We start from the raw sequence: 24,930 nt of genomic DNA, 5'->3' as shown, positions 1-24,930 counted from the left end.
CCCACAGCCCGCCATCCAAGTGATAGGTCACCCCGTGAACACTTCACCTCAGGAAGCACGCTCGGGCGGAGCCCGAGCCGCTGCCGGCAGAACCGCCCTCGCCACGCTCGCAGGCACCACGCTGGAGTGGTACGACTTCTTTCTCTACGGCACGGCCGCGGCACTCGTCTTCAACGAGCAGTTCTTCCCCTCGCTCAGCCCGGCCGCGGGCACCCTCGCCGCGTTCAGCACCTTCGCCGTCGGGTTCATCGCCCGTCCGCTCGGCGGCCTGGTCTTCGGCCACTACGGAGACCGCATCGGCCGCAAGGCGACGCTGGTGGTCTCCCTCGTCCTGATGGGGATCGGCTCCACCCTCATCGGCGCCATCCCGAGTTACGACTCCATCGGATTCTGGGCACCCGTCCTCCTGGTCGCCCTGCGCATCATCCAGGGCATCGGACTCGGCGGCGAGGGCGCCGGAGCCACCCTGATGTCGATGGAGCACGCGCCGCCGGGCAAGAAGAACCTGTACGCGGGCTTCCCGCAGATGGGTACACCCGGCGGCCTGGTCCTGGCCAACGTCGTCTTCCTGACCACCAACGCGGCTCTGGGCGACCACGCGTTCACCTCGTGGGGCTGGCGCATCCCGTTCCTGCTCAGCTTCGTACTGGTCGCCGTGGGGCTGGTGATCCGGCTGCGGGTGACCGAGTCGCCGTCCTTCGACCGCGTCCGCGCCCAGGACGAAGTGGTCAGGTTCCCGCTGGCCGAGTCCCTCAAGGTCGGCTTCCCCAGGCTCGCGCTGACCCTGCTCGCCGTCGTGGCGAACTCGGCCGTCGCGTATGTGTTCATGGTCTTCACGCTGTCCTACGGCTCCCAGCACCTCGGCTACGACAAGCAGTTCCTCATCGTGAGCGTCACCGTCGCGGCGGCCCTGTGGTTCGCGACCATTCCGGTGTGGACGAAGATCGCCGACCGGCACGGCCGACGCACCATGTTCATCGCCGGATCCGCCGCCATCCTTCTCTGGTGCGTCGCCTTCTTCCCGCTGCTCAACACCGGCAACTCCGCCCTCGCGGTCGTCGCGCTGCTCGGCATGGGACTCATCATCCCGGTCACCCACTGCGTGCAGGGCAGCATCATCGTCGACACCTTCCCCGTCAACGTCCGCTACTCGGGCTCCTCGGTGATCCTGCAGGGCGGCGCCATCCTCGGCGGTGGTCTGGCCCCCATGATCTCCACGGCGCTGCTCAACTCCGGCGGGTCGTCGACCGGGGTGACGTGGTACCTCGTCGGGATCTGCGGCGTCAGCCTGGCCGGCGCCGTCGCCCTGTTCCGCCTGGTGCCCGAGGGCGCGCCCGAGCCGGTTCCGGCGCCGATGGAATCGCTCTCCGGAGGCACCGCGTGACCGGCCCCGCCGTGGTCCGGTCCGGGCCGATCCGCTACGCCGAGGCCGAACGCTTCGCACGGCCCCGTCCGGTGCGCGGTCAGGACACCCGCCCGTCGAGCGGGGAGATCTGTCCGCAACTGCCGTCCAGGCTCGACGCCGTGATGGGACCGCCGCTCGACCGGCACCCGCAGGGCGAGGACTGCCTGAACCTGACGGTCACCACACCCGCCCGCGACACCGCGGCGCGCCCGGTGCTGGTCTGGTTCCACGGCGGTGGATTCAGCAGCGGCGCGGGCCTCCTGGACTGGTACGACGCAGGCGCGCTCGCCGCCGAGGGCGATGTCGTCGTCGTGGCCGTCAACTACCGCCTGGGCGCGCTCGGATACCTCTGCCTCGACGGCGTCGCCGAGGGCAACCTCGGCCTGTACGACCAGCTCGAAGCGCTTCGCTGGGTGAACACGCACATCGCCGGGTACGGAGGCGACCCGGCCGATGTGACCGTCTTCGGGCAGTCCGCAGGCGCGCTCTCCATCCGGCTGCTGATGGGGCTGCCCGAAGCCCGCGGGCTGTTCCACCGCGCGATCCTGCAGAGCGCACCGCTGGCGATCGCGACCCGGTCGCGGGCCGACGCGGCTGTGCTCGGCCGGATCTTCGCCGAACGGCTCGCGGTCCACGCCCCCGGCGACGACTCGCGGACCGCCGCCCCGGAAGCCCTGCTCGCGGCCCAACGGGACACCGCGCTCGCCCACCGGGAACGCTCCGGCTCCATCCTGGAACCGCCGTTCGGACCGGTCGCGACGGCCGATGACGCCCTCGACGCGCAGGTACGGGGCATGGATGTCATGTACGGCTGGAACGCGGACGACATGTCCGCTTTCCCGGGAGAGACGGGAGAGACGGGCGAGACGGGAGAGATGGGAGAGATGGGTAAGGAGAGCGAGACGGGTGAGGTGAGCAAGAGGGGTGAGACGGGTGAGAACGGCGACCCGGCCGGCCCGACCCGGCGGATCTACGCCGAACCGCTCGACGCCCTGGGCCGACGGCTGGTACGGGCCGGTGCCCGGGTCCACGCCTACCGGCTGGACTGGCGCCCGGCGGGATCGGACTTCGGCGCCACGCACTGCGTGGAGCTGCCGCTGCTCCTGGGCTCCCGTGCCGCCTGGCGACGCTCCCCGATGCTGGGGCACACCCCTTGGGACGAGGTGGACGGCCTCGGCAGGGCGATGCGCGCCGCCTGGACCGGCTTCGCCCGCACCGGCCGTCCCGGCACCGTCGCCCCGCCCCTGACCTGCCGCGAGATTCCCTCCCCGCGGCCGTAGTCCCCCGGCCGTCCCCGGCCGTCCGGCCTGTGGCCGGAGACCACCAGCCGTCCGCCCCGGCCGTAGGTACCGGTCGTCCGTCCCCCAACCGTAGGCACCGGCCGTCCGGCCCGTGGCCGGAGACCACCAGTCGTCCGCCCCTCGGCCGTCTTCCCCGCGACCTTGGCCCCCGGCTGTCTTCCCCGCGACCTTGGGCCCCGGCCGTCCGGCCCCGCCTACCGTTCCGTCGCGCCCACGACGGGATCCAGCAGCTCGACGACCCGGAACCGCTCGGCGACGACCATGGTGTCGTCGTCGACCGTGAACTCCGGGTCGCCGAGTGCTTCCCGCATCTCCTTGCTGTGCCAGAACTTCTCGTGTCCCGCACGCCACTCGGCCACCGATGTGTCCCCCTCGCCCTCGTCGATCGCGTGCTGGAGGTCGACGTCGCCGAGGCGCAGTACCCGTACCTCCGTCACCTCCAGCACCGCGATCTCCCGGCCGTCCGAGTCGATCAGCGCGGACCGCTCGCCCACCGGAGGCAGCTCCTCGTTCTCCGCCTCGTACTCCGCGAGCAGCCCGGTCGTCGACACCTTGGCACCGGCGAGCACCGCCGCCACCAGGCGATCGCGCAGCGGGCCGGGGAAGGTGAGCAGGAAGGGCTTGAGAGGTTCACGGTTCGCCATGGCGCCAAGTCTGACATGTGCCGCGGACCCGGAGCCGGGTCCGGCATCCGCCCGCCGCCGCGTCCGGCAGAGGCGGGGGCGGCGTCAACTGTTCGGTGACCGGCCGGGGTTGCCGGTGGGGGGCGGCGGGCAGGGTGTCCGCCGCACAGTGCGACGGCGCCCGCCGGCCCGGGGGCATGCCGTGGCATGCGCGGGTCGGCGGGCGCCGTCGGGCACGGTCCTGGCTCGCGCCGAGGGGGGAGGACCGTGCGTGGGGAGCCGCTCGCTAGAGGATCAGCGACAGCAGCAGGATGAAGGCCAGCGAGACCACGGAGATGATGGTCTCCATCACCGACCAGGTCTTGATCGTCTGACCGACGTTCATTCCGAAGTACTCCTTCACCAGCCAGAACCCGGCGTCATTGACATGGCTGAAGAAGAGCGAGCCCGCGCCGACGGCGAGGACCAGCAAGGCGGCGTGGGACGTCGACATGTCGGCGGCCAGCGGGGCGACCAGGCCGGCCGCCGAGATGGTGGCCACGGTCGCCGAGCCGGTCGCGAGCCGGATCGCGACGGCGATCAGCCAGCCCAGCAGCAGCGCCGGGATCGACCAGTCCTTGGAGAAGTCCAGGATCATCTGGCCCACACCGGCGTCGATGAGGGTCTGCTTGAAACCGCCGCCCGCACCCACGATCAGCAGCACACCCGCGATCGGGGCAAGGGACTTCTCCACGGTGGTGGAGAGCCGGCCCTTGGAGAAACCGGCCGCCCGGCCCAGCGTGAACATGCCGACTATGACGGCGGCGAGGAGCGCGATCAGCGGCGAGCCGATCACATCGGTGACCTTCTGAACGCTCTGCTCCGGGTCGTCCACGACGATGTCGACCAGGGCCTTGACCAGCATGAGCACGACGGGCAGCAGAATCGTCGCCAGGGTGGCGCCGAAGCCGGGACGGCGTTCCAGCTCCTCCGAGGGGCGCTGCGGGATCATCTTCTCCGGAGCCTTGATGTCCACCCAGCGGGCGGCGTAGCGGGAGAAGACCGGCCCGGCGATGATCACGGTCGGGATCGCGACCAGCACCCCCAGCGCGAGCGTGACGCCGAGGTTGGCACCGAGGGCGTCGATCGCCACCAGTGGGCCGGGGTGCGGCGGAATCAGCCCGTGCATCACGGAGAGACCGGCCAGTGCCGGGACGCCGATCCGCATCAGGGAGTAGTTGCCGCGCTTGGCGACGAGCAGCACCACCGGGATCAGCAGCACGATCCCGACCTCGAAGAAGAGCGGCAGGCCGATGATCGAGGCGATCAGGACCATCGCCCACGGCATGGCCCGGCCGCTCGTCTTCGCCAGGATGGTGTCGACGATCTGGTCCGCGCCGCCGGAGTCGGCGAGCAGCTTGCCGAGAATGGCGCCGAGCGCGATGAGGACACCGACTCCTGCGACGGTCGAGCCGAGGCCGGCGGTGAAACTGGCGATGGTCTTGGCCGGCGCGGCACCGGCGAACGAGCCCAGCGCCAGCGAGCCGATGGTCAGCGCGAGGAACGCGTGCATCTTGAACTTGGTGATGAGCAGAACGATGACGGCGATGCCCGCCAGTACGGCGATGCCCAACTGCGCGTTGCCTGCCGAAGTGATCGGTTCGACGGCGTCCGCTGCCAGCATCTCGACGCTGAGACTGGTCACGGTGGTGATCCTTAGATGTCGAGCCGGCGCAACGCGGCGACGGCTCGCTGGGTGATTTCTTCAGGGGTGCCGGACACATCGACCGAGACGCCGGCCTCGTCCTCCTGCAGCGGCTGCAGGGTGGCGAACTGCGAGTCGAGCAGGGCGGTGGGCATGAAATGGCCCTTGCGCTCCGCCATGCGCTGCTCGATCAGGCTCCGGTCGCCGGTCAGGTGGAGGAAGACCGCACCGGGGGCCTCGGCCCGCAGCCGGTCCCGGTAGACGCGCTTGAGAGCAGAGCTGCTCACCACCCCGCCGAGCCCCGCCCGGCCGTGCGCCCACTGGCCGATCGCATCGAGCCAGGGCCACCGGTCGGAGTCGTCCAGCGGGACGCCGGCCGACATCTTGGCGATGTTCGCCGCGGGATGGAAGTCGTCGCCCTCGGCGTACGGAACGCCGAGAGCGGCGGCGAGCAGGGGGCCGATCGTGGTCTTGCCGGTCCCTGCGACGCCCATCACCACGACGACGTGGGGGGTGCTCATTGGTGGTGCCTCGCTGTCTACTTCGACGTCTTCCTCGACATCGGTCCGTCGCGCTACTGAAACCCATACGTACGACTTATTCAAGATGCTGTGACATAAACGTCGTACTTTTTGTTCCTCAGGGCTGCCCCGTAGGCTGTGCTCATGACCACACAGGGCCCCGGGCTGCATACACATGTGCTGGACACCCTGGGTCTGGAGATCGCCGCGGGGGAGCACCGGCCCGGACACGTGCTGCGCACCGACGAGCTGGCCCAGCGCTTCGACGTCTCGCGCACGGTCGTACGCGAAGTGGTCCGCGTCCTCGAATCCATGCACCTGGTCGAGTCCCGCCGCAGGGTCGGCGTGACCGTGCGGCCGACCGAGGCGTGGAATGTCTACGATCCGCAGGTCATCCGGTGGCGGCTGGCCGGCGCGGACCGCCCGCGCCAGCTGCGCTCCCTGACCGTGCTGCGCTCGGCGATCGAGCCGGTCGCGGCCGGCCTGGCCGCCCGCAACGCCACCCCGGAGCAGTGCGCGGCCCTCACCGAGTGCGCGCTCGGCATGGTCGCCACCTCGCGCGGCCAGCAACTGGAGGGCTATCTGGAGCACGACATCGCGTTCCACCGGATCGTGCTCAACGCCTCCGGCAACGAGATGTTCGCCCGGCTCGGCGATGTGGTCGCCGAGGTCCTGGCCGGCCGCACCCACCACCAGGTCATGTTCGAGGACCCGGACCCGGCCGCGGTCACCCTCCACGTACGGCTCGCCGAAGCGGTGCGCGAGGGCGACGCGGTGGCGGCGGAACGGCTGACGAAGGAGATCGCGGTGGGCGCCCTGCACGAGCTGGACGTGCTCGCGCCCTGAGGCCCGCACCCCGGCGCCGCCGGGCGTACGCGACCACGCCGCGAGGTCCGTCGCTACGGCATCGGCGCGCGGAGGTGCTGGAGCCGCGCCGCGGCCGCGGCCAGCATCATCTCCAGAGCCGCCGGATACCCGCTGCGGTCCATCTCCGCGACCAGTACCCCCGCGGTCGCCGCGATGTTCGGATGGGTCTCGGCGGGAAGCCGGGCGTACGTCTCCGGCCAGGTCCGCACCTCCTGCACACGGGCGTGCTCCGACAGCACCAGCGTGGACGCGTCGAGCGCCGCGAAGGACAACGTCTGGTCGACGAAGACGTGGTAGATCCGCACCGCCTCGGCGTCCGGGAACCCCGCGCCGCGCAACACCCCGAGGATCGCCTCCACCGACCGGATCTCATGCGTGCGGCCGGTCACCCGCGTACAGGCCAGCGTCGCCGCCTGGGGGTGTGCCAGATAGTCCGCGTGCATCCGCAGGCCGAGGGCGCGCAGGTCGGCCCGCCAGTCACCCGTTGGCCGCCAGGTGCGCAGCGTACGGCCGATCAACTCGTCGGCCACCGCGAGCAGTAGTTCGTCCGTGTCCCGGAAGTACCGGTAGAGCGCGCTCGGATCGCAGCCGAGGGCCGCGCCGAGCCGGCGCACGGTGAGCGCCGCCGCCCCGTGCTCACCGATCAGCCGCAGCGCCGTCTCCACGATCAGCTGCTCGGACAGCACCGTGCCCTGTTTGGTGGGCCGCCTGCGGCGCCGCGCGCCCTCCGGCACCACCCGCTCGCTCGCGCTCATGGCGGCACCTTATGACAACGGCGTTGACGTGTGAACCCGTCGGAGAGTTCGATGTGCCGCCACCGGGGCCTGACGACAGCGCCCCTCGGCGAAGGAGAGCCCGTGACGGCCCCACGTACCCCCGACGGCAGTGATCCACCGGCGCACGCGACCCTGAGGAAGAGCCTCGGCGTCCTCGACGGATTCGCCATCGCGGCCTCGTCCACCGCCGCCACCAGCAGCATCGGGATCGGGCTCGGCGTCACCGCGGGCGCCGTCGGTCTGCACCTGCCGATCATCATGCTGCTCGCGTTCCTGCCCGTCCTGGGCATCGCGGGCGCCTACTCCCGGCTCAACAGGGTCGAACCCAACATGGGCAGCGGCTACGTCTGGGTCGGCCGCTCCCTCAGCCCCTGGCTCGGCTTCCTCGTCGGCTGGATCGGCATCGTCTCCACCATCGTCTTCCTCGCCTACACCACGACCGTCACGGGCTCCGCCCTGCTCCAGCTCGCGGGCGAGGCGGGCCTGCACACCCTCGCGGGACTCCCGCTCGACCCGGATTCCACCGCCCAGTCGACGGCCCTGGGCATCGTCGTGCTGATCGCCGTCACCCTCACCGCGATCACCGGAACCCGGTCCGCCGCCACTCTGCAGAAGTACCTCCTGGTCTTCGAGTACGCCGTCCTGCTCGGCTTCTGCGGCTACGGACTGTTCGCCGGACCGCACCCCTTCAGCCTCGACTGGATCAACCCGTTCACCATCCCGTCCGGGCAGCAGCTCGCCCAGGGGCTGCTGCTCTCCGTCTTCTGCTACTGGGGGTTCGAATCCACCTTCAGCGTCACCGAGGAGATACGCGACCCCGAGGACGCCTCCCGGGCCGGCCTCATCACCCTGTTCACCATGCTCGGCCTCTTTCTGCTCGGCTCCTTCGCCTTCCAACGCGTGCTCACCCTCAATGAGTTGACCGGCCACGGCGCCCAGGGGCTCACCTACCTCGGCGACCGGCTCGCGGATCAGCCGCTCGCCGCACTGCCCCTGGTCGCCCTCACCTTCTCGGCCGTCGCCTCCCTCCAGTCCGGCGTGATCCCCACTGTGCGCGGCATGTTCGCGATGGGCCGCGACCGCACGCTCGGCCCGTTCTGGACCAGGGTCAGCCCGCGCTACGGGACACCGGCGGCCGGAACCGTCGCGGTCGGCTGTGTCGCCGCCGCCATCGCCGTCGCCTCCCTCCTCATCCCGAAGGTCGGCGACCTCGTCCTGGCCTCCGTCAACGCGATCGGTGTCGTCGTCGCGCTCTACTACGCGCTCACCGCGCTGGCCGCCGCCGCCCGCTTCCGCGGCGCACTGCGCGAGAGCCCGTCCGAGGCGCTGCGCGCCGTGGTGCTCCCCGTGGTGAGCGCCGTCGTCCTGCTGGGCCTCGGCGGCTACCTCTGCTGGACCTTCTACCTCTCCGCCGACCACTTCGAGATCAGCCCCGACAACGGCTGGTTCATGCTCTTCTGCCCGGCCGTCATGCTGCTGTCCGGAGTCGGCGCGGCGGCCTGGGCCAAGTGGGCGAGGAAATCGCCGTACTTCGTCACGGGGATCTCCGTCGCCCCGGACCCCATCGGCGGAGCCGGGCGCGCCCCCGGCCCGGCGTGACCGCACACCGCACACCGCACCCTCAAGGAAACGGAACCGCCATGCACCGCGCCCCCGCCGACCTCGTCCTCACCGGCGGCCCCGTCCTCACCATGGACGCGGCCGGCAGCCGCGCCACCACCGTCGCCGTCACCGGCGGCCGCATCACCGCGGTCGGCCACGACGAGGTGCGCGAACTGGCCGGCCCGAGGACCGAAGTGGTCGACCTCGCCGGCCGGCTCCTCGTCCCCGGCTTCCAGGACGCCCACGTCCACCCGGTCACGGCCGGCCTGGAACTCGCCCAGTGCGACCTCACCGGCAGCCACACCGCGGCGGACACCGTCGCCGCCGTCCGCGCCTACGCCGACAGCCACCCCGACCGCCAGTGGATCACCGGTGGCGGCTGGTCCCTGGACGCCTTCGACGGTGGCGCCCCCACCAGGGAGCAGCTCGACACCGCCGTACCCGACCGCCCCGCCTGCCTGGTCAACCGCGACCACCACGGCGCCTGGGCCAACACCCGCGCCCTGACACTCGCCGGCATCACCCGGGACACCCCCGACCCGGCGGACGGCCGCATCGAACGCGACGAGCGGGGCGAGCCCACCGGCCTCCTCCAGGAGGGCGCCATGGACCTGGTCGCCCGCCACGCCCCGCGCTCCACCCCGGCCGACCGGCTGGCCGCCCTGCTGCGCGCCCAACGACTGCTCCACTCCTACGGAATCACCGCCTGGCAGGACGCCATCATCGGTGGCTTCGGCGCCATGGACGACCCGGCCGACGCCTATCTGAGCGCCGCCCGGGACGGCTCGCTGACCGCGCGGGTCGTCGGCGCCCTCTGGTGGGACCGCGAGCGCGGCGCCGAGCAGATCCCCGAACTCGTCGCCAGGCGCGATGAGTTGAACGTCGGACGCTTCCGGGCCGGCTCCGTGAAGATCATGCAGGACGGCGTCGCCGAAACCGGCACCGCCGCCCTCCTCGCCCCCTACCTCGACAACTGCGGCTGCGCCACCGCCAACCGCGGCACCAGCTTCGTCGACCCCGTCGAGCTGCGCCGCCACGTCACCGAGCTGGACGCCCTCGGCTTCCAGGCCCACTTCCACGCGCTCGGCGACCGGGCGGTGCGCGAGGCGCTCGACGCCGTCGAGGCCGCCCGCGCCGCCAACGGCCGCACCGACACCCGGCCCCACCTCGCCCACCTCCAGATCGTCCACCCCGACGACATCCCCCGGTTCCGCGAACTCGGCGCCACGGCCAACATCCAGCCGCTCTGGGCCGCCCACGAACCTCAGATGGACGAGCTGACCATCCCCTTCCTCGGCGCCGAACGCGCCGCACTGCAATACCCGTTCGGCGCGCTGCTGCGCTCCGGCGCGACCGTCGCGGCGGGCAGCGACTGGCCGGTCAGCAGCGCCGATCCGCTGCACGGCATCCACACCGCGGTCAACCGGGTCACCCCGGGGAGCGCGGGGCCGGCCTTCCTTCCGGAGCAGCGGATCTCCCTGACCGCCGCCATCGCCGCGTACACGGCGGGCTCCGCCTACGTGAACCATCTGGACGACACCGGAAGCATCCGCCCCGGGGCCCTCGCCGACCTGGTGGTCCTGGACCGCGATCCGTACGCGGGTCCGCCGGAGGAGATCGGCGGGACCCGCGTCCTCCAGACGTACGTGGAGGGCAGGCGGGTCCACGAGGCGTGAGGGGCACGAGGCGGCCTGCGCGGAACGGTCCCGCCGAGGCCGCCGACCGAGCCGATGGACCGGGCCGGGCCGGCCGGCCGGCCCGGTCCGGTCCGGGTCAGCCGCTGTGCCCGTGGTGGCCGCCGTGCCCGGCGCCGTGGTCGAACTTCATCGCCTCGGCAGGCATCACGACGAACGGCCGCATCATGCCCATGTCCTCGTGCTCCAGCAGGTGGCAGTGGTACATGAACCGCCCGTACGCCCCGTCGAACTTCCCGAGCACCTTCACCAACTGCCCCTGCGGCACCCGGAAGACGTCCTTCCAGCCCTGCTCGTTCGGCGCCGCCGGGATCTCGGTGCCGTGGTCGAACGCCACGGGGGAGCGGGTGCCGCCGACCGCCGGATCGAAGCCGTCGAGCGTGTACGCCTCCCGGCCCATCACCTGGAAGTCCGTCAGATGGATGTGCATCGGATGGGTCGGGCCGCCCAGATTGAGGAACGACCACTGCTCGTACGTGCCCTCGCCGACCGTGAAGCCGAGCCCGTCGTTGAAGGTCCGGGCGATCCTGCGGTACGTGCGCACCGTGCCGTCCTCGCCCCGCACCTGGACGACACCGTCCGACGGCACCTGGACACCGGTGGCGTCCTCGACCTCCGCCATCTCCCAGATCTCCGGGTGACCGCCGCCCCCGACGGTGCCCGGCTTCGTCAGCACGACGAGCCGGTGCCCGTGGTCCACCCGGCCGTGCTCGTACCGCCGGAAGGAACCGGACAGCACCTCGGGCAGTTCGAAGGCGTCCCGCCGCCCCGTCTCCCGTACCCGGAACTCCATCACCTGCGGGAACGGCACGTTCGCCGCCGGATCGGGCGTCCCGGGGGCGAGCCCGCCCCGGTTGACCAGGCGGACCCGGCGGCCGGCCAGTGAAGAGAAGTCGATCAGCAGATCCATCCGCTCGGCCGGGGCGATCGTCAGCTGGGGCAGCGCCGCGTCGAAGTCGACCGGCACCGGGCGCGGCAGCAGCCCGCCGTCGCTGCCGATCTGCCGGATCACGCCCGGGACCGGGTTGTTCCCGTCGTCGACCAGCACCAGATCGTAGATCCGGGCGTTGGAGGCATTGACGAGCCGGAAGCGGTACCACGCGTCGTCCACGTCGAGGTGCGGCCAGATGCGGCCGTTGACCGTCGTGTACGGGCCGAGGAACGGGATGGACACCGGCTTCCCGGTCTCCGGGTCCGCCTCGGTGACCACTGTCGTCTTGTGCAGCAGCCGCCCGTTGAGCCGGCCGTCCTCGTCGGTGTCCAGGTTGCGGTCGGCGAGGATCAGCGGCATCTCCCGGTCGCCGGACGGCAGACCGAGCGCGTCCTCCTCGTCGTCCCTGATCAGATAGGTGCCCACCAGCCCCGCGTACACGTTCCACCGGGTGATGTTCATGGCGTGGTCGTGGTACCACCACTGGGCGGCCTGGTGGTCGTTCGGATACTCCGACAACTGCGCGTCGCCGAAGCCGACGGCGTTGTCCGCCCAGCCGTCGTTCCCGCCGCCGGTCTGCGCACCGTGCAGATGGGTCACCGTCCAGGCGGGCAGCGCGGCGACGTCCGGGTTCGGTTCGGCACCGTCGCGTCCGGGCCGGTTGTGCGGGGCCGGCTCGCCCTGCTTCACCGGACCGACCTCCACGGCGGTGACCGGGTACTCGCTCCCCCTGGGGACGCGGTTGGTCCAGGCGATCCTGATCCGCTCCCCGCGCCGTACCTCGATGGTCGGCCCGGGGACCGTGCCGTTGTACCCCCACATCAGGGTCGGCGGCAGCTGCGCGTGCAGCCGCACCCAGGTGGGCGACACGGCGATCTCGGTCTCGCGGAGCACCTCGCCGCTCTGCGGACGCAGCACCGGCGGGACGGGCAACGCGTCGGTGTACGGCACGAGTCCGCCGACCGGCGCCCCGAGCGCCGCCTCTGCGGGAACCGGCCCCGGTCCGCCGGTCCGCTCGCTGGTCTTCTCCGTGATCTCGGCAATCTCGATCAAGGTACTTCCCCCGTGATCCGTCATTCCTCTGCCGGTGGACCAGGGAACCCCTGCCCCCGCAGGTATCGGCTCCGTGGTCCCTCTGCACCAAAGGACCCGCCGGGGCCCGGTGGAGTTCAGCGGTCCGTACCATTTGACCGAAACCGGTACATCCCACCGGGTGGGCGGCAGTCGGTTCCCGCCAACGCGGCGCGCCGCCGTGACACCCTCGCGGGGCGTACGGTTGTTCGCGTTCGATCTTCACACATGACGGAAACAGGGAGACCACGGTATGTCGCAGCAGGTGCAAGGGGTCATCGCACCGGGGAAGAACGAGCCGGTACGGGTCGAGACGATCGTCATCCCGGACCCGGGCCCCGGCGAGGCCGTGGTGAAGATCCAGGCGTGCGGCGTCTGCCACACCGATCTGCACTACAAGCAGGGCGGCATCAACGACGAGTTCCCGTTCCTGCTCGGCCATGAGGCCTCGGGCGTGGTGGAGTCCGTGGGCGAGGGCGTCACGGACGTCGCGCCCGGCGACTTCGTCGTCCTCAACTGGCGTGCCGTGTGCGGGCAGTGCCGCGCGTGTCTGCGCGGCCGCCCCTGGTACTGCTTCAACACCCACAACGCGAAGCAGCGGATGACGCTGCTGGACGGCACGGAGCTGTCGCCGGCGCTCGGCATCGGCGCGTTCGCCGAGAAGACCCTGGTCGCCGCCGGTCAGTGCACCAAGGTCGACCCCGAGGTCTCCCCGGCCGTCGCGGGGCTGCTCGGCTGCGGTGTGATGGCGGGCATCGGTGCCGCCATCAACACCGGGCAGGTCGGCCGCGGCGACTCGGTCGCCGTGATCGGCTGCGGCGGCGTCGGCGACGCGGCGATCGCGGGCGCCCGGCTGGCCGGCGCGGCGAAGATCATCGCCGTGGACATCGACGACCGCAAGCTGGAGACGGCGAAGACGATGGGCGCCACGCACACCGTCAACTCCCGCTCCACCGACCCGGTCGAGGCGATCCGCGCCCTGACCGGCGGCAACGGGGCGGACGTCGTCATCGACGCGGTCGGCCGCCCGGAGACGTACGAGCAGGCCTTCTACGCCCGCGACCTCGCGGGCACCGTGGTCCTGGTCGGCGTCCCCACCCCGGAGATGCGGCTGGAGCTCCCGCTCCTCGACGTCTTCGGCCGCGGCGGCTCGCTCAAGTCCTCCTGGTACGGCGACTGCCTGCCCTCGCGCGACTTCCCGATGCTCATCGACCTGCACCAGCAGGGCCGGATCGACCTCGGCGCGTTCGTCACCGAGACCATCGGACTCGGCGACGTCGAGCAGGCGTTCGCCCGGATGCACGACGGCGACGTGCTGCGCTCGGTGGTGATCCTCTGATGGCCGCCCGCATCGACCACCTCGTCACGTCCGGCACCTTCGCCCTCGACGGCGGGGAGTGGGACGTCGACAACAACGTCTGGATCGTGGGCGACGACACCGAGGCGATCGTCATCGACGCCGCCCATGACGCCGCCGCCATCGAGGCCGCGCTGAACGGCCGCACGCTGCGCGCCATCGTCTGCACACACGCGCACAACGACCACATCGACGCGGCCCCGGCCCTCGCCGCCGCCACCGGTGCGCCGATCCTGCTGCACCCCGACGACCTGCCGCTGTGGAAGCAGACCCACCCGGACCGCGCCCCGGACGGCGAACTGGCCGACGGCCAGGAACTGGAGATCGCCGGCACGACGCTCCAGGTCCTGCACACCCCCGGCCACGCCCCCGGCGCCGTCTGCCTCCACGCCCCGGGACTGGCCACCGTCTTCACCGGCGACACGCTCTTCCAGGGCGGCCCCGGCGCCACCGGGCGGTCCTTCTCCCACTTCCCGACGATCGTCGCGTCGATCAGGGACCGGCTGCTCACCCTGGCGCCGGAGACCACCGTCCGCACCGGGCACGGCGACTCCACGACCATCGGCGCGGAGGCCCCGCACCTGGACGAATGGATCGCCCGCGGTCACTGAGGACCGCTGCTGCTCACCGGTCCGGCCACGCGGACAGCCGCAGCCCGCTCTCGAAGCGGCGCGGTTCGCCCGTGACCGGATCGGTGAACTCCAGCACCCGGGCCAGGAGCTGGAGCGGGTGCGACCAGTCGTCGACGGCACCTTCCGCCCGGACCACCGGGTAGACCGGATCGTGGACGAGCGGCAGCCCCAGGCCGTTCATGTGGACCCGCAGCTGATGGGTGCGCCCGGTGGCGGGCAGCAGCCGGTAGCGGCCGAGACCCTCCCGGTGCTCCAGGAGCTCGATCCGGCTCTCGCTGTTCGGCTCGCCCGGCTCCTCGCGGGCGGCGATGACCCCGCGCTCCTTCACGATGCGGCTGCGGACCGTCCGCGGAAGGGCGAGATCCGGGTCGTACGGTGCCACCGCCTCGTACTCCTTGCGCACCAGGCGGTCCCGGAACAGCGTCTGGTACGCGCCCCGCTCCTCGGGCCGTACGACGAAGAGGACGAGACCCGCGGTCAGCCGGTCCAGCCGGTGCGCTGGCTGCAGTCCGGGCAGGTCCAGCGTGCGGCGCAGCCGGGCCACGGCCGTCTCGGTGACGTGCCGGCCGCGCGGCGTCGTCGCGAGGAAGTGCGGCTTGTCGGCGACGACGAGATGCCCGTCGCGGTGAACGACACCGACCGGGAACGGCACCGGTTCCTCCGGTGCGAAATCCCGGTGGAACCAGAGGTACCGGCCCGCGGTGTACGGCTCGTCGGCGCAGACCGGGCCCTGCACGGAGACGAACCGCCCCCCGGCCAGCATGGCGTCCACCCGCGCCGCCCCGATCGCACCGGCGAACCGCGCCAGCAGATGATCGCGGACCGTCGCCCACCGGCCGTCCGGATCCTCGGGGAGCCGCAGCCGGACCGGATCGATCCCGTCCCGCTGCGGCAGCGGCGCCGGCGGGGGCTTCGCGCGCCCCCTCACCGGGGTGCGCCGACCGGTACGGCGGTGCGCATGTGCGGCTCCTCATGTCTTCTGCCGGGGTGTCCGCACAGTATCGCCCGTTCCGCCCGCCCACCGGGGCCCTGCCTCCGCACTCAGTCGTTCGGCAGCGTCACCTTCTCCGGGCCGCACCCGATGCGCTCGGCCTCGGCGGCGACATAGCCCGGCAGCAGCTCACGCGCGAGGTCGAAGCCCTCGCCCGACGGCTGATCCAGCTGCTCCACCATGAAGATCACGGGCCCGGTCTGGCAGCTCGCCCGGTAGACGGCCCGGGATCCGTCGAGCCTGCCGATCCCTTTGGAGCCCTTGACGGGCAGACCGGCCTTGCGCGTACTCCCGGAGAAGATCTCGGCCAGCGCCGGGTCCGTCACCGTGGTCGTCCGTACGACGGGGGAGTGGGAGTCACCCGCCTCGCAGACCCGGGCGGGCCCGCCCTCGCCGCCGACGCGCGTCCGCCCCAGAGCCTCGCGGTACGCCGCGGGGACGGTCAGGCCCTCGACGCCGCAGAACGCCCCGGGTCCCGTGTCCTGCCGTTCCACGAGGGCGGGCAGGGCGCGAGGTGTCCGATAGGCGCCGGAACAGCCGAATTCACGGATGACGCCATTGGCCGCCTCCACCACCGCGCGGGTCAGCGCGGCGCGATCCGTCCGGTCGTACTCCGACCCGGTGTCGAGTCCGGCCTGTCCCATGCCGATGTCCACCACGGTGGGACCGGTGAACTCGTCCCGGCCGGTGCAGCTCTGCGGGAGTGCCAGCCAGGCGCGCGAGGGCGAGGCCATCCCCGGCAGCCCGTCGCCGAGCGACACCATTCCGGCGGCGAGGAACTCCCGCGGCCACTCGTGCGCGTCGGTGCCCCGCAGACCGTCCAGCCGGTGCACCCGCAGGGTCACCTGGCGGCGCGGGCTGCCGTCCTTGTAACTGGTGATGCGGCACTGACCGTAGGACGGTTCCAGGTCGCGCGGACTGGCGTGCAGGGACTGCTCCTCGACTTCGGTCCTGCGGTCGCCGAAGAGGTCCGACACGGTCGTGCCGCCGAGCGAGTCCCAGCAGGGGGCGGGGCCGAGCAGCGGAAGCGTGTCCGTCCGCCAGGCCACCGCACCGGCGCCGAGAAGGACACCGGCCAGACCGGCTGCGGTGACGGCGCGAGCGGTGCGGCTGCGGAACAGGCGACGCGGAACGGAGACGCGCGCGGGGGCGGACCGCTGCTCCGCCGGCGGACCCGGCCGAGGCGGCCGCTCCTGCACCGGTGCCTGTTCCGGGGCCCGCTCGTGCTCCTCCCGCGGAACCGGGGCCTGTTCGCCGTCCACTGCCGCTGGCCTGGTCTCTTCGCCCTCCTCGCCGTTCACGCGGCCCCACCGGCCCCGCACCCGATGCGCTTGCTCACGGACTCGGTGAAGCGCGTGAACACCCGCCGGTCGTCGGGCCGCCCCGCACCTTTCAGCCCGGACTGGAGGTTTCCGTAGAACACCGTCTGCCGCCCGTGGCACTCGGCGCGCACGAGCCCCTCGCCGACGCCCTCGGGAAGGCCCTTGAACAGCGCGGCCAGCCGCGGCTCGCCCGCCATCACGTACTGTGCCGCCGGCTCGTCGGGCATCCGCAGCGCGCGCCACACCACCGAACACGTCTGGAGCCGCTCGCCGACCACCCCCACCTGCTCCCGGTACCGGGAGCCCTGGCCGAATTCGAGGGTCACCCCGGGTATCCGGCACAGCGGGCTCCGGGCGGCCTCGTCGCCCTCGGCGACCGTCACGAGGGGCGACGTCGCCCGCAGAGGCTCGTCCGGCGCGCAACCGGCCTTGCGCATACCGGTGTTGGCGGCATCCAGCAGCATCCGGGTGACATCGGACCGGCTGCCGATCGTGAACGGCATGTTCACCCTGCCCAGATGGCCGTCGCCGGAGCTCTCGCTCCGGATCGTCACCGCGGACGGCCTGCCGTCCACATCGCAGGCCTCCGGCAGGACCAGCATGGCGCGGTCTCCGGCGACCAGCCCGTGGAGCCCGTCGGGCAGTGGGGAGGCCGAGCCGTGGAAGTACCGCGCGATCCAGGCACGGTGCTCCTCGACCCCGGTGGGAAGCGGACCGTACTCGACCGTCACCTGCTCCTTGAAGGTGAGCGGCTCGTCCGAGTCGTCGTCCGGGACCGCCGAGGTCACCGCGACCGTGCACCTGGCGTGGCGGCGATCGGCCGAGGGCGGTGCGGACTCGGTGGCGCGCCGCTCGGAGCCGGACTTGGCGACACCACCCTCACCGAGGAAGGCCGCACCGCTGTTCTGCTCCCACGCCCCCCAGCAGTAGCTGTCCCGGAACGGCCAACTGTCCGTCGCCCACAGCCCGATGCCGGAGACGAGCACCGCCCCGGCGACCGCCCCGGCGAGGAGCGCGCCCCGCCGTCTGCGACTGCCGCCCATCACTTCCCCCTTGCGAAGTACGAAGATCGCGCAAAGGCCCGATGCTACGTCGTCCGCTTCGCGGGGCGGATCCGGGTGCCGGCCGCCGCGGTTCAGGCCGGCGCCGAGAACACGAACGAGAATTCCGCGTCCATCGCGTCGAGCCGGTACTCCGGCAGCACCCCCGGTCCGCACGACTGCGAACCGATGCCCTGCACGGCGTGGTCCAGATTGACCCAGACGGTCTTCCCGGTCCGCAACTCCGGTCCGTGCTCCGCCGCATCGAGCTGCTCGCTCGTCCACCGCCGCGCGGTGAACCAGAACGGTTCGCCGCCCTCGGCCCGTACCCCCGCACCGCCGCCGTCCGTCAGTTCCGCCCACCGGACGCCGGCCCGTGCGCCGTTCTCCTGCGGCCGGACGTACGGAGTCTGCATCGCGTCCACGGACATCCGCCACCACCCGAGCGCCGACGCGGCCCGGGTGTCCGGATACGCCTCACCGGGTCCGCCGCCGAACCAACGCGCCCCGCCGTACGCGGCGGGCAGCCCGAACCGGATGCCCAGCCGGGGCAGCGGCACCCGCCACTCGCCCTCCGGCACCACGGACACGGTCAGCCCCAGCCGCGCCCCGTCGGCCGTCCACCGGTACGCGGTACGCAGCCCCGGGCCGACCCCGGCGGGCGCCACCCGGGTCCGTACGACCAACGCGTCCGCGCCCACCTCGATCGCGTCGATCCGGTGCCGCATCCGGTGCAGCCCCGACTCCCGCCACCGCAGCCCGTACCGCTCGTCCGGCTGCCACGCCGCGCCGTTGTCGTTGTCGGTCGGCGCCCGCCACACATCCAGCCGCAGCCCCTCCACCGGCACCGCCCCCAGCCTCACCAGCGTCCCAGTGGCCGCGTCGAAGACCCCGGCCCCGAGGGTGATCACCCGGCCGTTGCGCTCCGGTCGCTCGCCCACCGCGGCGGCGGGGGCGACGGCCGCACCCGCCTCCGCCTGACCCCACGCCACCACATGGCCGCGCTCACCCCAGGCGGTGGGCCGGGCCAGCACCGCCCGCACGGTCCACACCCCCTCCCCGCGCAGCTCCAGCCCCACCTCGGCCGACGCACCGGGCGCGAGCTCCGGCACATCGAGCGTCCCCGATCCGGCGGGTACGCCGTCCACCTCGTACGACCACTCGAAGTCCAGGTGCTCCAGCCCCGCGAAGTCGTACCCGTTGGAGATCCTGACCACGCCCGGACCGGCGGCCGACCCGGCCACCGGCTCGATCCGTACGGGCTCGACGACCTTCTTGTACTCGACCAGCCCGGGGGAGGGGGTGCGGTCGGGGAAGAGCAGCCCGTCGCAGACGAAGTTGGAGTCGTGCAGTTCCTCGCCGAAGTCCCCGCCGTAGGCGAAACCGTGCTCCGGATGGACGAGCCCGTGGTCGATCCACTCCCAGACGAAGCCGCCCTGGCAGCGCTCGTACCGCTCGAACAGCCGCTGGTACTCCCCGAGTCCGCCCGGACCGTTGCCCATCGCGTGCCCGTACTCGCACATGACGAACGGCATCGCGCGCCGCCGCGCGTCCGACTCCGCGTCATTCAACGGCGCTTCGGCCCGCCTGCCGATCGACTCGACCTCGGCGTGGTCCGGGTACATCCGTGAATACAGGTCGACGTCCCGGCAGGAAGGATCGCCCTCGTAGTGCACCAGCCGCTCCGGATCCCGGCCCCGGACCCACCGGGCCATCGCGGTCAGCCCGCGCCCCGACCCGCACTCGTTGCCGAGCGACCAGATGATCACCGACGCATGGTTCTTGTCGCGCTCCACCATCCGCGCGGCACGGTCGAGCAGCGCCGGTGTCCACCGCTCGTCGTCCACCGGATTGTCGCGCCACTCCAGGTCGACAAAGCCATGAGTCTCCAGATCGCATTCGTCGACGACCCAGAGCCCCAGCTCGTCGCAGAGATCGAGGAAGGCCGGATGCGGGGGATAGTGGCTGGTCCGTACGGCGTTGATGTTGTGCTGCTTCATCAGCACCAGATCGCGCCGCATGGTCGCCGCGTCCACGGTCCGGCCGGTCTCCGGATGGAACTCGTGCCGGTTCACGCCGCGGAAGAGCACCCGCCGCCCGTTGACCCTGATGACACCGTCCTCGACGGCGACGGTACGGAACCCCACCCGCAACGGAATCCGTTCCCCGGCCGTCCACAGCTCCCCGTCGTACAGCCGGGGCGTCTCGGCCGTCCACGGCTCGACCGCCACGGTCACGGTCCTGCCCGTCGCGGCATCGACGCCCAGTTCGGGCAGGACGACGCGCCCCTCGGCCCCGTCGCACTCCACCCGCAGCGTCCCCGATCCGTCGCGATGGTCGTACCCGGCATGCACGAAGAAGTCCCGGGGCGCGCCCGGCGGCCGCTCCAGCAGCGTCACGTCCCGGAAGATCCCGGGCAGCCACCACTGGTCCTGATCCTCCAGATAGCTCCCCGACGACCACTGGTGCACCCGTACCGCCAGCACATTGCCCTCGGCCCGCAACAGCCCGCCCACCGCGAACTCGTGCGGCAGCCGCGACCCCTTGAAGTCGCCCAGCTCCCGGCCGTTGAGCCAGACCCGGGCGCAGGACTCCACCCCGTCGAAACGGAGCACGACCTCGCTGTCCCCGGCCCACCCGGCGGGCCGGTCGAAGATCCGCAGATGGTCCCCGGTCGGATTCTCGGTCGGCACCCGCGGCGGATCGACGGGGAAGGGGTACGCCACATTCGTGTACGCGGGCGCCCCACCGGCCCCCTGCAGCACCCAGTGCCCGGGAACCGCGACCGTTCCCCAGTCCGAAGCGTCGAATCCGGGCCGCGCGAACGACTCGTCCTGCGCGGCGGCGCCCGGCGACAGCCGGAAGCGCCACTCCCCGTTCAGCGACAGCCGCCCGGCATCCGACCCCGCGTACCAGGCTCGCGGCTCCAGCCCACCCGATCCGGGAGCCATGTCCTCGTACCAGGGCAGGACGGGCGCGTGTGTGCGGTTCATGGGACTCCTCGCTCGGCAATGCCCTCCGTGCCGCCGGACGTTAGCGAGTACTGAACCGATTCAACAAGAGTCTCCCCGGCCGTGCGCGGGCGTGACCGTGTGGGTGCAACGCAAAATGCCGACCAGGATCGCTCCTGATCGGCATTTTGCTCTGTGTCCGAGGGGGGACTTGAACCCCCACGCCCGATAAAGGGCACTAGCACCTCAAGCTAGCGCGTCTGCCATTCCGCCACCCGGACAAGGTGTCTGTCTCGCGGGCCCTGCCCGTTCCGACGTGGAAAACAATAGCAAACATCCGGAGGTGCTCGATCACGCCGGGATGTGAAGGGCGCATGACGAGGGGCGGGCGGCCTTGGGCGCGCGGGCCCGGCGCGGGAGGATGACGGGGAGCACCACAGCGACAGTGGAAGGAAGCAGTGTGAGCGAGACCAACACGGCCCGGACCGTCTCGGGCGAGGACGAGGTCGTGGACCTCTGTCGTGAGCTGATCCGGATCGACACCAGCAACTACGGGGACCACTCGGGGCCGGGGGAGCGGCGCGCCGCCGAGTACGTCGCGGAGAAGCTCGCCGAGGTCGGGCTGGAGCCGCAGATCTTCGAGTCCCACAAGGGCCGGGCCTCCACCGTGGCGCGGATCGAGGGCGAGGACCCGTCCAGGCCCGCGCTGCTGATCCACGGCCACACCGATGTGGTTCCGGCCAATGCGCACGACTGGACGCACCACCCGTTCTCGGGCGAGGTCGCGGACGGCTGCGTGTGGGGCCGTGGCGCGGTCGACATGAAGGACATGGACGCGATGACCCTTGCGGTCGTCCGCGACCGGATGCGCAGCGGCCGCAAGCCCCCGCGCGACATCGTGCTGGCCTTCCTCGCCGACGAGGAGGCGGGCGGCACGTACGGCGCGCGGTATCTCGTCGACAAGCACCCCGGCCTCTTCGAGGGCGTCACCGAGGCGATCGGCGAGGTCGGCGGCTTCTCCTTCACGGTGAACGAGAAGCTGCGGCTCTACCTCGTCGAGACCGCCGAGAAGGGCATGCACTGGATGCGGCTCACCGTGGACGGCACCGCGGGCCACGGCTCGATGACCAACGGCGACAACGCGATCACCGAGCTCTGCGAGGCGGTCGGACGGCTCGGACGGCACAAGTGGCCGGTCCGGGTGACCAAGACCGTGCGGTCCTTCCTCGACGAGCTGTCCGACGCGCTCGGCACCCCGCTCGACCCGGAGGACATGGACGCCACGCTCGCCAAGCTGGGCGGCATCGCCAAGATGATCGGCGCCACGCTCCGCAACTCCGCCGCTCCCACCATGCTGGGCGCCGGCTACAAGGTGAACGTGATCCCCGGCCAGGCCACCGCCCATGTCGACGGGCGCTTCCTGCCCGGCTTCGAGGACGAGTTCCTGGCCGACCTGGACCGGATCCTCGGCCCGCGGGTGAAGCGCGAGGACGTGCACGGGGACAAGGCGCTGGAGACCAGTTTCGACGGCTCGCTCGTCGACGCGATGCAGATCGCCCTGAAGGCGGAGGACCCGATCGCGCGTGCGGTCCCCTACATGCTCTCCGGCGGGACCGACGCCAAGTCCTTCGACGATCTCGGCATCCGCTGCTTCGGGTTCGCCCCGCTGAAGCTGCCGCCGGAGCTCGACTTCGCAGGCATGTTCCACGGTGTGGACGAGCGGGTGCCGGTGGACGGGCTGCAGTTCGGTGTGCGGGTGCTCGACCGTTTCATCGACAACTGCTGAGTCTCCGGCCCTCTCCTGCCGGAGATCCGCTGTTTTTCCGCCGATTCTCCGCACCGGCAATCGCCAGTGTGTGCGTATGTGACCGGAACGAGTGAAAGGAACCATACGCTCGTAGCCCGATTACCTCTTCCTCGTTACAAGTGATGCGGTCCGCGGCTGGGACCGCATTGCCAACTAGGAGGAATAATGATCAAGAAGGTCGTCGCTGCTGCGGCTGTTACTGGTGGTCTGGTGCTCGCCGGTGCGGGCATGGCCGTCGCGGACTCCGGTGCCCAGGGTGCCGCTCTCGGCAGCCCCGGCGTGATCTCGGGCGACGTCATCGAGGTGCCCGTGCACGTGCCGGTCCACGTGTGTGGCAACACGATCTCCGTGGTCGGGCTGCTGGACCCCAGCTTCGGCAACACCTGCTTCAGCGCCTGACGTTGTGGGTCAACCCGTAAGGGTTTGAATCCGGTCGGCCCCGGGTGCACACCATGCACTCCGGGGCCGCTGGATAATCCGCCCCCGCACGGTCAAGTCCGGGGGTTTTCCGGAAGGCAGAAGGCAGGAAACAACCTATGCGACAGGTCACGCGCAAAGGCCTGATCACCGTGGCGGCCGCGGGCGGAGTGCTCGCGTTGAGCGGCGGTTACGCGCACGCGGACGCGGGAGCGACCGGCGGCGCAACGAATTCCCCGGGGGTGCTTTCAGGGAATTCGGTCCAGATCCCGGTAGACGTACCGGTGAACGTCTGCGGCAACTCCGTGAGTGTCGTGGGACTGCTCAACCCGGTCACAGGAAACACCTGCGGAAACGGTTCTCACGACGCTGCTTCGGGCAAGCACGCCTCGGGCAGCCAGGTGTCCGGCGACCTGACCCAGGCGACCCGGACGGGGAACGGCAAGCACCGGGCCCTCGCCGGCGACACCGGGAGCGGGGCGACGGCCGAGGGGATCGCGAAGGGCTCGCCCGGTGTGCTCTCGGGCAACAACATCGCGGTGCCCATCGACATCCCCGTGAACGCCTGCGGGAACAGCATCACCATCGGCGGACTGCTCAACCCGGCCTTCGGCAACGAGTGCGGAAACGGTCCGGAGGCCGTCACGCCACCGGTCGGCACACCGGTCACCCCGGTCACCCCGGTCACCGAGCACAAGCCCCCGGCCCCCGGTCCGCGAACCGTGCCCAACGAGCCCGTGACACAGAACGTCGCGGAGCTCGCACACACCGGAGCGGGCGGGCTCGACCTGCTGGTCCCGGCGAGCGTGGGCCTGCTGCTGGCAGGTGCGGGAGCGGTGCTGTACCGCCGCGCCCGGATGTCCGCATAACGGACCGAGGCGACGAAGCGAACACGGTGAAGTGAGCGGGCCCCGCGGCTGCGGGGCCCGCTCCTTGTCACCAGGTGGCCCGCAGCTGGCGGATGATCCGTCGGCGCAGCCGTACCCTGCGGCTGCCGTCACGGCGCAGCGTCAGCCGGTCCAACTCCCAGTGCCCGTACTCGGCATGGTCGGTCAGCAGACGGGCCGTCTCCTTCCGGGACACCCCGCGCGGCACGTACACATCGACAAATTCGTATTCCGGCATCGCATCTATTGTGCGGGCAGAGCCCGTGTACGGATAGCGTCTGCACTATGTCTGATGCTGCGCAGCCCACCGCTGCCGAGGTACGCGCCGCCGCCGAAGCGATCAAAGCCGCGCTCGACCATCACCTCGAGGCGGTCGAACGCCGGACGGGGGACGACGATCCCGCCGTCTACGACGCGTTCAACGCACTGGCCGCTGCCGCCGAGTTCTACGACGAACTTCTCTACGACCGCTACGACGAGGTCACTCCCTTCGAGATCCCGGGTGCGGAGGACTCCCTGCCGCCGTACACCGGTCCCGAGGAACCGAACGCGCTCAGCGTCCTCATCCGGCGCGACTACGCGGTGGTGGAGCCGCCCCGGTTGCTCGCCCAGGCCCAGCGGATCGCCGACCTCGATCCGGACGACCGCAGCGGCGGGAGCGCCGCGGTCGTCGGCTCCAGCGTCCACGCGGCACTCGGAGTGCTCTTCGGCGAGTACGAACCGGACGAGATCGCTTCCCGCCACATGGAGTTCGGCCTGGAGGAGGGCGACTCCACGCTCTGGGTCACGGCGGCCGAGGAGCTTCCCGAGGCGGGGGAGTGGCTCGGCGCCCCCTTCGACGAAGCGGACCCGCAACTGGTGGTCTGCCGCTTCGACGTCAGCGCCGTCTTCGACGAGGACGGGACGGACGAGGAGCCGGCCGGCCTGGTGGTGGACAGCTCCTGACCCGTCCGTGGGGCGGGGGCGGGAACGGGGCCCGGCCACCGCCCCGGGGCGGGGGCGGGCCCCGCCCCCCGGCGCGGGCCCCCCCACGGGTCGGCCGCCGCGGCGG

At 71.6% G+C, this 24,930-nt stretch carries 21 protein-coding genes and 1 tRNA gene; 11 read left to right on the top strand and 11 right to left on the bottom strand.

Annotation, left to right across the window (positions count from 1 at the left end; genetic code table 11):
* The first annotated feature begins 34 nt into the window (after positions 1-34).
* Together ACFVT1_RS30025 and ACFVT1_RS30020 are read left to right on the top strand one after the other, a co-directional pair.
* The gene (locus ACFVT1_RS30025; RefSeq protein WP_389800940.1) at positions 35-1,384 is read left to right on the top strand and encodes an MFS transporter; all 1,350 of its coding nucleotides are present in this window, start codon (positions 35-37) and stop codon (positions 1,382-1,384) included.
* Positions 1,381-2,685 (top strand): carboxylesterase family protein, encoded by a 1,305-nt coding sequence (locus ACFVT1_RS30020; RefSeq protein ID WP_389800938.1) that lies wholly within the window; start codon positions 1,381-1,383, stop codon positions 2,683-2,685. The genes ACFVT1_RS30025 and ACFVT1_RS30020 overlap by 4 nt, the downstream gene beginning before the upstream one ends.
* Before the next feature lie 215 nt (positions 2,686-2,900).
* Here the strand turns inward: ACFVT1_RS30020 and ACFVT1_RS30015 are convergent, their stop codons facing one another.
* The 3 genes from ACFVT1_RS30015 to ACFVT1_RS30005 all read right to left on the bottom strand — a co-directional run bounded on the left by ACFVT1_RS30015 (position 2,901) and on the right by ACFVT1_RS30005 (position 5,534).
* Positions 2,901-3,350 carry an ASCH domain-containing protein gene (locus tag ACFVT1_RS30015; RefSeq protein ID WP_362206257.1) on the bottom strand — a complete coding sequence of 150 codons (450 nt, stop codon included), beginning with the start codon at positions 3,348-3,350 and terminating at the stop codon, positions 2,901-2,903.
* 265 nt (positions 3,351-3,615) lie between these two features.
* Positions 3,616-5,013, bottom strand: a complete 1,398-nt coding sequence (locus tag ACFVT1_RS30010) for a GntP family permease (protein WP_389800935.1) — start codon at positions 5,011-5,013, stop codon at positions 3,616-3,618.
* 11 nt (positions 5,014-5,024) lie between these two features.
* Positions 5,025-5,534: a gluconokinase gene (locus ACFVT1_RS30005; RefSeq protein WP_362206255.1), complete on the bottom strand. Its 510-nt coding sequence runs from the start codon at positions 5,532-5,534 to the stop codon at positions 5,025-5,027.
* Between the two features lie 144 nt (positions 5,535-5,678).
* Here ACFVT1_RS30005 and ACFVT1_RS30000 point away from each other — a divergent pair, with 144 nt between their 5' ends.
* The gene (locus ACFVT1_RS30000; RefSeq protein ID WP_362206254.1) at positions 5,679-6,380 is read left to right on the top strand and encodes an FCD domain-containing protein; all 702 of its coding nucleotides are present in this window, start codon (positions 5,679-5,681) and stop codon (positions 6,378-6,380) included.
* Between the two features lie 53 nt (positions 6,381-6,433).
* On the opposite strand, the gene ACFVT1_RS29995 is transcribed toward ACFVT1_RS30000, so the two are convergent.
* Entirely contained in the window at positions 6,434-7,156 is a 723-nt protein-coding gene (locus ACFVT1_RS29995; protein ID WP_389800932.1) for a TetR/AcrR family transcriptional regulator, read from the bottom strand.
* Positions 7,157-7,207: 51 nt separating this feature from the next.
* On the opposite strand from ACFVT1_RS29995, the gene ACFVT1_RS29990 reads away from it, so the two are divergent.
* Positions 7,208-8,776, top strand: a complete 1,569-nt coding sequence (locus tag ACFVT1_RS29990) for an APC family permease (RefSeq protein WP_389800930.1) — start codon at positions 7,208-7,210, stop codon at positions 8,774-8,776.
* A 41-nt stretch (positions 8,777-8,817) separates the two neighbouring features.
* Positions 8,818-10,455 carry an amidohydrolase gene (locus ACFVT1_RS29985; RefSeq protein WP_389800928.1) on the top strand — a complete coding sequence of 546 codons (1,638 nt, stop codon included), beginning with the start codon at positions 8,818-8,820 and terminating at the stop codon, positions 10,453-10,455.
* A gap of 97 nt (positions 10,456-10,552) precedes the next feature.
* On the opposite strand, the gene phsA is transcribed toward ACFVT1_RS29985, so the two are convergent.
* Entirely contained in the window at positions 10,553-12,481 is a 1,929-nt protein-coding gene (gene phsA / locus ACFVT1_RS29980; protein ID WP_389800926.1) for an O-aminophenol oxidase PhsA, read from the bottom strand.
* A gap of 247 nt (positions 12,482-12,728) precedes the next feature.
* Here phsA and ACFVT1_RS29975 point away from each other — a divergent pair, with 247 nt between their 5' ends.
* A complete protein-coding gene (locus ACFVT1_RS29975) occupies positions 12,729-13,814 on the top strand; it encodes an S-(hydroxymethyl)mycothiol dehydrogenase (RefSeq protein WP_389800924.1) in 1,086 nt (361 codons plus the stop codon).
* Positions 13,814-14,443 carry an MBL fold metallo-hydrolase gene (locus tag ACFVT1_RS29970; RefSeq protein WP_389800922.1) on the top strand — a complete coding sequence of 210 codons (630 nt, stop codon included), beginning with the start codon at positions 13,814-13,816 and terminating at the stop codon, positions 14,441-14,443. Before ACFVT1_RS29975 ends, ACFVT1_RS29970 begins: the two co-directional genes overlap by 1 nt.
* A gap of 13 nt (positions 14,444-14,456) precedes the next feature.
* Here ACFVT1_RS29970 and ACFVT1_RS29965 read toward each other — a convergent pair whose 3' ends face one another.
* The 5 genes from ACFVT1_RS29965 to ACFVT1_RS29945 all read right to left on the bottom strand — a co-directional run bounded on the left by ACFVT1_RS29965 (position 14,457) and on the right by ACFVT1_RS29945 (position 21,049).
* Positions 14,457-15,392, bottom strand: coding sequence for a pseudouridine synthase (locus ACFVT1_RS29965; RefSeq protein ID WP_389800920.1), 936 nt, complete (start codon positions 15,390-15,392; stop codon positions 14,457-14,459).
* Positions 15,393-15,505: 113 nt separating this feature from the next.
* The gene (locus ACFVT1_RS29960) at positions 15,506-16,756 is read right to left on the bottom strand and encodes a hypothetical protein (protein WP_389800918.1); all 1,251 of its coding nucleotides are present in this window, start codon (positions 16,754-16,756) and stop codon (positions 15,506-15,508) included.
* On the bottom strand, positions 16,753-17,820 hold the full coding sequence (locus tag ACFVT1_RS29955; protein ID WP_389800916.1) for a hypothetical protein: 1,068 nt from the start codon (positions 17,818-17,820) through the stop codon (positions 16,753-16,755). Before ACFVT1_RS29955 ends, ACFVT1_RS29960 begins: the two co-directional genes overlap by 4 nt.
* A 92-nt stretch (positions 17,821-17,912) precedes the next feature.
* Entirely contained in the window at positions 17,913-20,810 is a 2,898-nt protein-coding gene (locus tag ACFVT1_RS29950; RefSeq protein ID WP_389800914.1) for a glycoside hydrolase family 2 TIM barrel-domain containing protein, read from the bottom strand.
* Positions 20,811-20,964: 154 nt separating this feature from the next.
* Positions 20,965-21,049, bottom strand: a tRNA-Leu gene (locus ACFVT1_RS29945).
* A 179-nt stretch (positions 21,050-21,228) separates the two neighbouring features.
* Here ACFVT1_RS29945 and ACFVT1_RS29940 point away from each other — a divergent pair.
* The 3 genes from ACFVT1_RS29940 to ACFVT1_RS29930 all read left to right on the top strand — a co-directional run bounded on the left by ACFVT1_RS29940 (position 21,229) and on the right by ACFVT1_RS29930 (position 23,861).
* On the top strand, positions 21,229-22,554 hold the full coding sequence (locus ACFVT1_RS29940; RefSeq protein ID WP_389800912.1) for a M20/M25/M40 family metallo-hydrolase: 1,326 nt from the start codon (positions 21,229-21,231) through the stop codon (positions 22,552-22,554).
* Between the two features lie 186 nt (positions 22,555-22,740).
* Positions 22,741-22,974 carry a chaplin gene (locus ACFVT1_RS29935; protein ID WP_389800910.1) on the top strand — a complete coding sequence of 78 codons (234 nt, stop codon included), beginning with the start codon at positions 22,741-22,743 and terminating at the stop codon, positions 22,972-22,974.
* 137 nt (positions 22,975-23,111) lie between these two features.
* The gene (locus ACFVT1_RS29930) at positions 23,112-23,861 is read left to right on the top strand and encodes a chaplin (protein ID WP_389800908.1); all 750 of its coding nucleotides are present in this window, start codon (positions 23,112-23,114) and stop codon (positions 23,859-23,861) included.
* Positions 23,862-23,928: 67 nt separating this feature from the next.
* Here the strand turns inward: ACFVT1_RS29930 and ACFVT1_RS29925 are convergent, their stop codons facing one another.
* Positions 23,929-24,117, bottom strand: a complete 189-nt coding sequence (locus tag ACFVT1_RS29925; protein WP_030918345.1) for a DUF5703 family protein — start codon at positions 24,115-24,117, stop codon at positions 23,929-23,931.
* Between the two features lie 47 nt (positions 24,118-24,164).
* Here ACFVT1_RS29925 and ACFVT1_RS29920 point away from each other — a divergent pair, with 47 nt between their 5' ends.
* Complete coding sequence (locus tag ACFVT1_RS29920) at positions 24,165-24,824, top strand: hypothetical protein (protein ID WP_389800906.1); 660 nt, start codon at positions 24,165-24,167, stop codon at positions 24,822-24,824.
* Positions 24,825-24,930 lie beyond the last annotated feature (106 nt).

Source organism: Streptomyces sp. NPDC057963 (assembly GCF_042887155.1).
Taxonomy (GTDB): Bacteria; Actinomycetota; Actinomycetes; order Streptomycetales; family Streptomycetaceae; genus Streptomyces.
Note: the sequence above shows the minus strand (reverse complement) of the source record. Positions and strands in the feature narration are given on the sequence as shown.

What these genes read in the sequence shown, in the direction of transcription:
- ACFVT1_RS30015 (WP_362206257.1), bottom strand. Translation starts at nt 3,350, where the DNA reads ATGGCGAACCGTGAACCTCTCAAGCCCTTCCTGCTCACCTTCCCCGGC.
- ACFVT1_RS30005 (WP_362206255.1), bottom strand. Translation starts at nt 5,534, where the DNA reads ATGAGCACCCCCCACGTCGTCGTGGTGATGGGCGTCGCAGGGACCGGC.
- ACFVT1_RS30000 (WP_362206254.1), top strand. Translation starts at nt 5,679, where the DNA reads ATGACCACACAGGGCCCCGGGCTGCATACACATGTGCTGGACACCCTG.
- ACFVT1_RS29995 (WP_389800932.1), bottom strand. Translation starts at nt 7,156, where the DNA reads ATGAGCGCGAGCGAGCGGGTGGTGCCGGAGGGCGCGCGGCGCCGCAGG.
- ACFVT1_RS29990 (WP_389800930.1), top strand. Translation starts at nt 7,208, where the DNA reads ATGTGCCGCCACCGGGGCCTGACGACAGCGCCCCTCGGCGAAGGAGAG.
- ACFVT1_RS29985 (WP_389800928.1), top strand. Translation starts at nt 8,818, where the DNA reads ATGCACCGCGCCCCCGCCGACCTCGTCCTCACCGGCGGCCCCGTCCTC.
- phsA (WP_389800926.1), bottom strand. Translation starts at nt 12,481, where the DNA reads ATGACGGATCACGGGGGAAGTACCTTGATCGAGATTGCCGAGATCACG.
- ACFVT1_RS29975 (WP_389800924.1), top strand. Translation starts at nt 12,729, where the DNA reads ATGTCGCAGCAGGTGCAAGGGGTCATCGCACCGGGGAAGAACGAGCCG.
- ACFVT1_RS29970 (WP_389800922.1), top strand. Translation starts at nt 13,814, where the DNA reads ATGGCCGCCCGCATCGACCACCTCGTCACGTCCGGCACCTTCGCCCTC.
- ACFVT1_RS29955 (WP_389800916.1), bottom strand. Translation starts at nt 17,820, where the DNA reads ATGGGCGGCAGTCGCAGACGGCGGGGCGCGCTCCTCGCCGGGGCGGTC.
- ACFVT1_RS29950 (WP_389800914.1), bottom strand. Translation starts at nt 20,810, where the DNA reads ATGAACCGCACACACGCGCCCGTCCTGCCCTGGTACGAGGACATGGCT.
- ACFVT1_RS29935 (WP_389800910.1), top strand. Translation starts at nt 22,741, where the DNA reads ATGATCAAGAAGGTCGTCGCTGCTGCGGCTGTTACTGGTGGTCTGGTG.
- ACFVT1_RS29930 (WP_389800908.1), top strand. Translation starts at nt 23,112, where the DNA reads ATGCGACAGGTCACGCGCAAAGGCCTGATCACCGTGGCGGCCGCGGGC.
- ACFVT1_RS29925 (WP_030918345.1), bottom strand. Translation starts at nt 24,117, where the DNA reads ATGCCGGAATACGAATTTGTCGATGTGTACGTGCCGCGCGGGGTGTCC.
- ACFVT1_RS29920 (WP_389800906.1), top strand. Translation starts at nt 24,165, where the DNA reads ATGTCTGATGCTGCGCAGCCCACCGCTGCCGAGGTACGCGCCGCCGCC.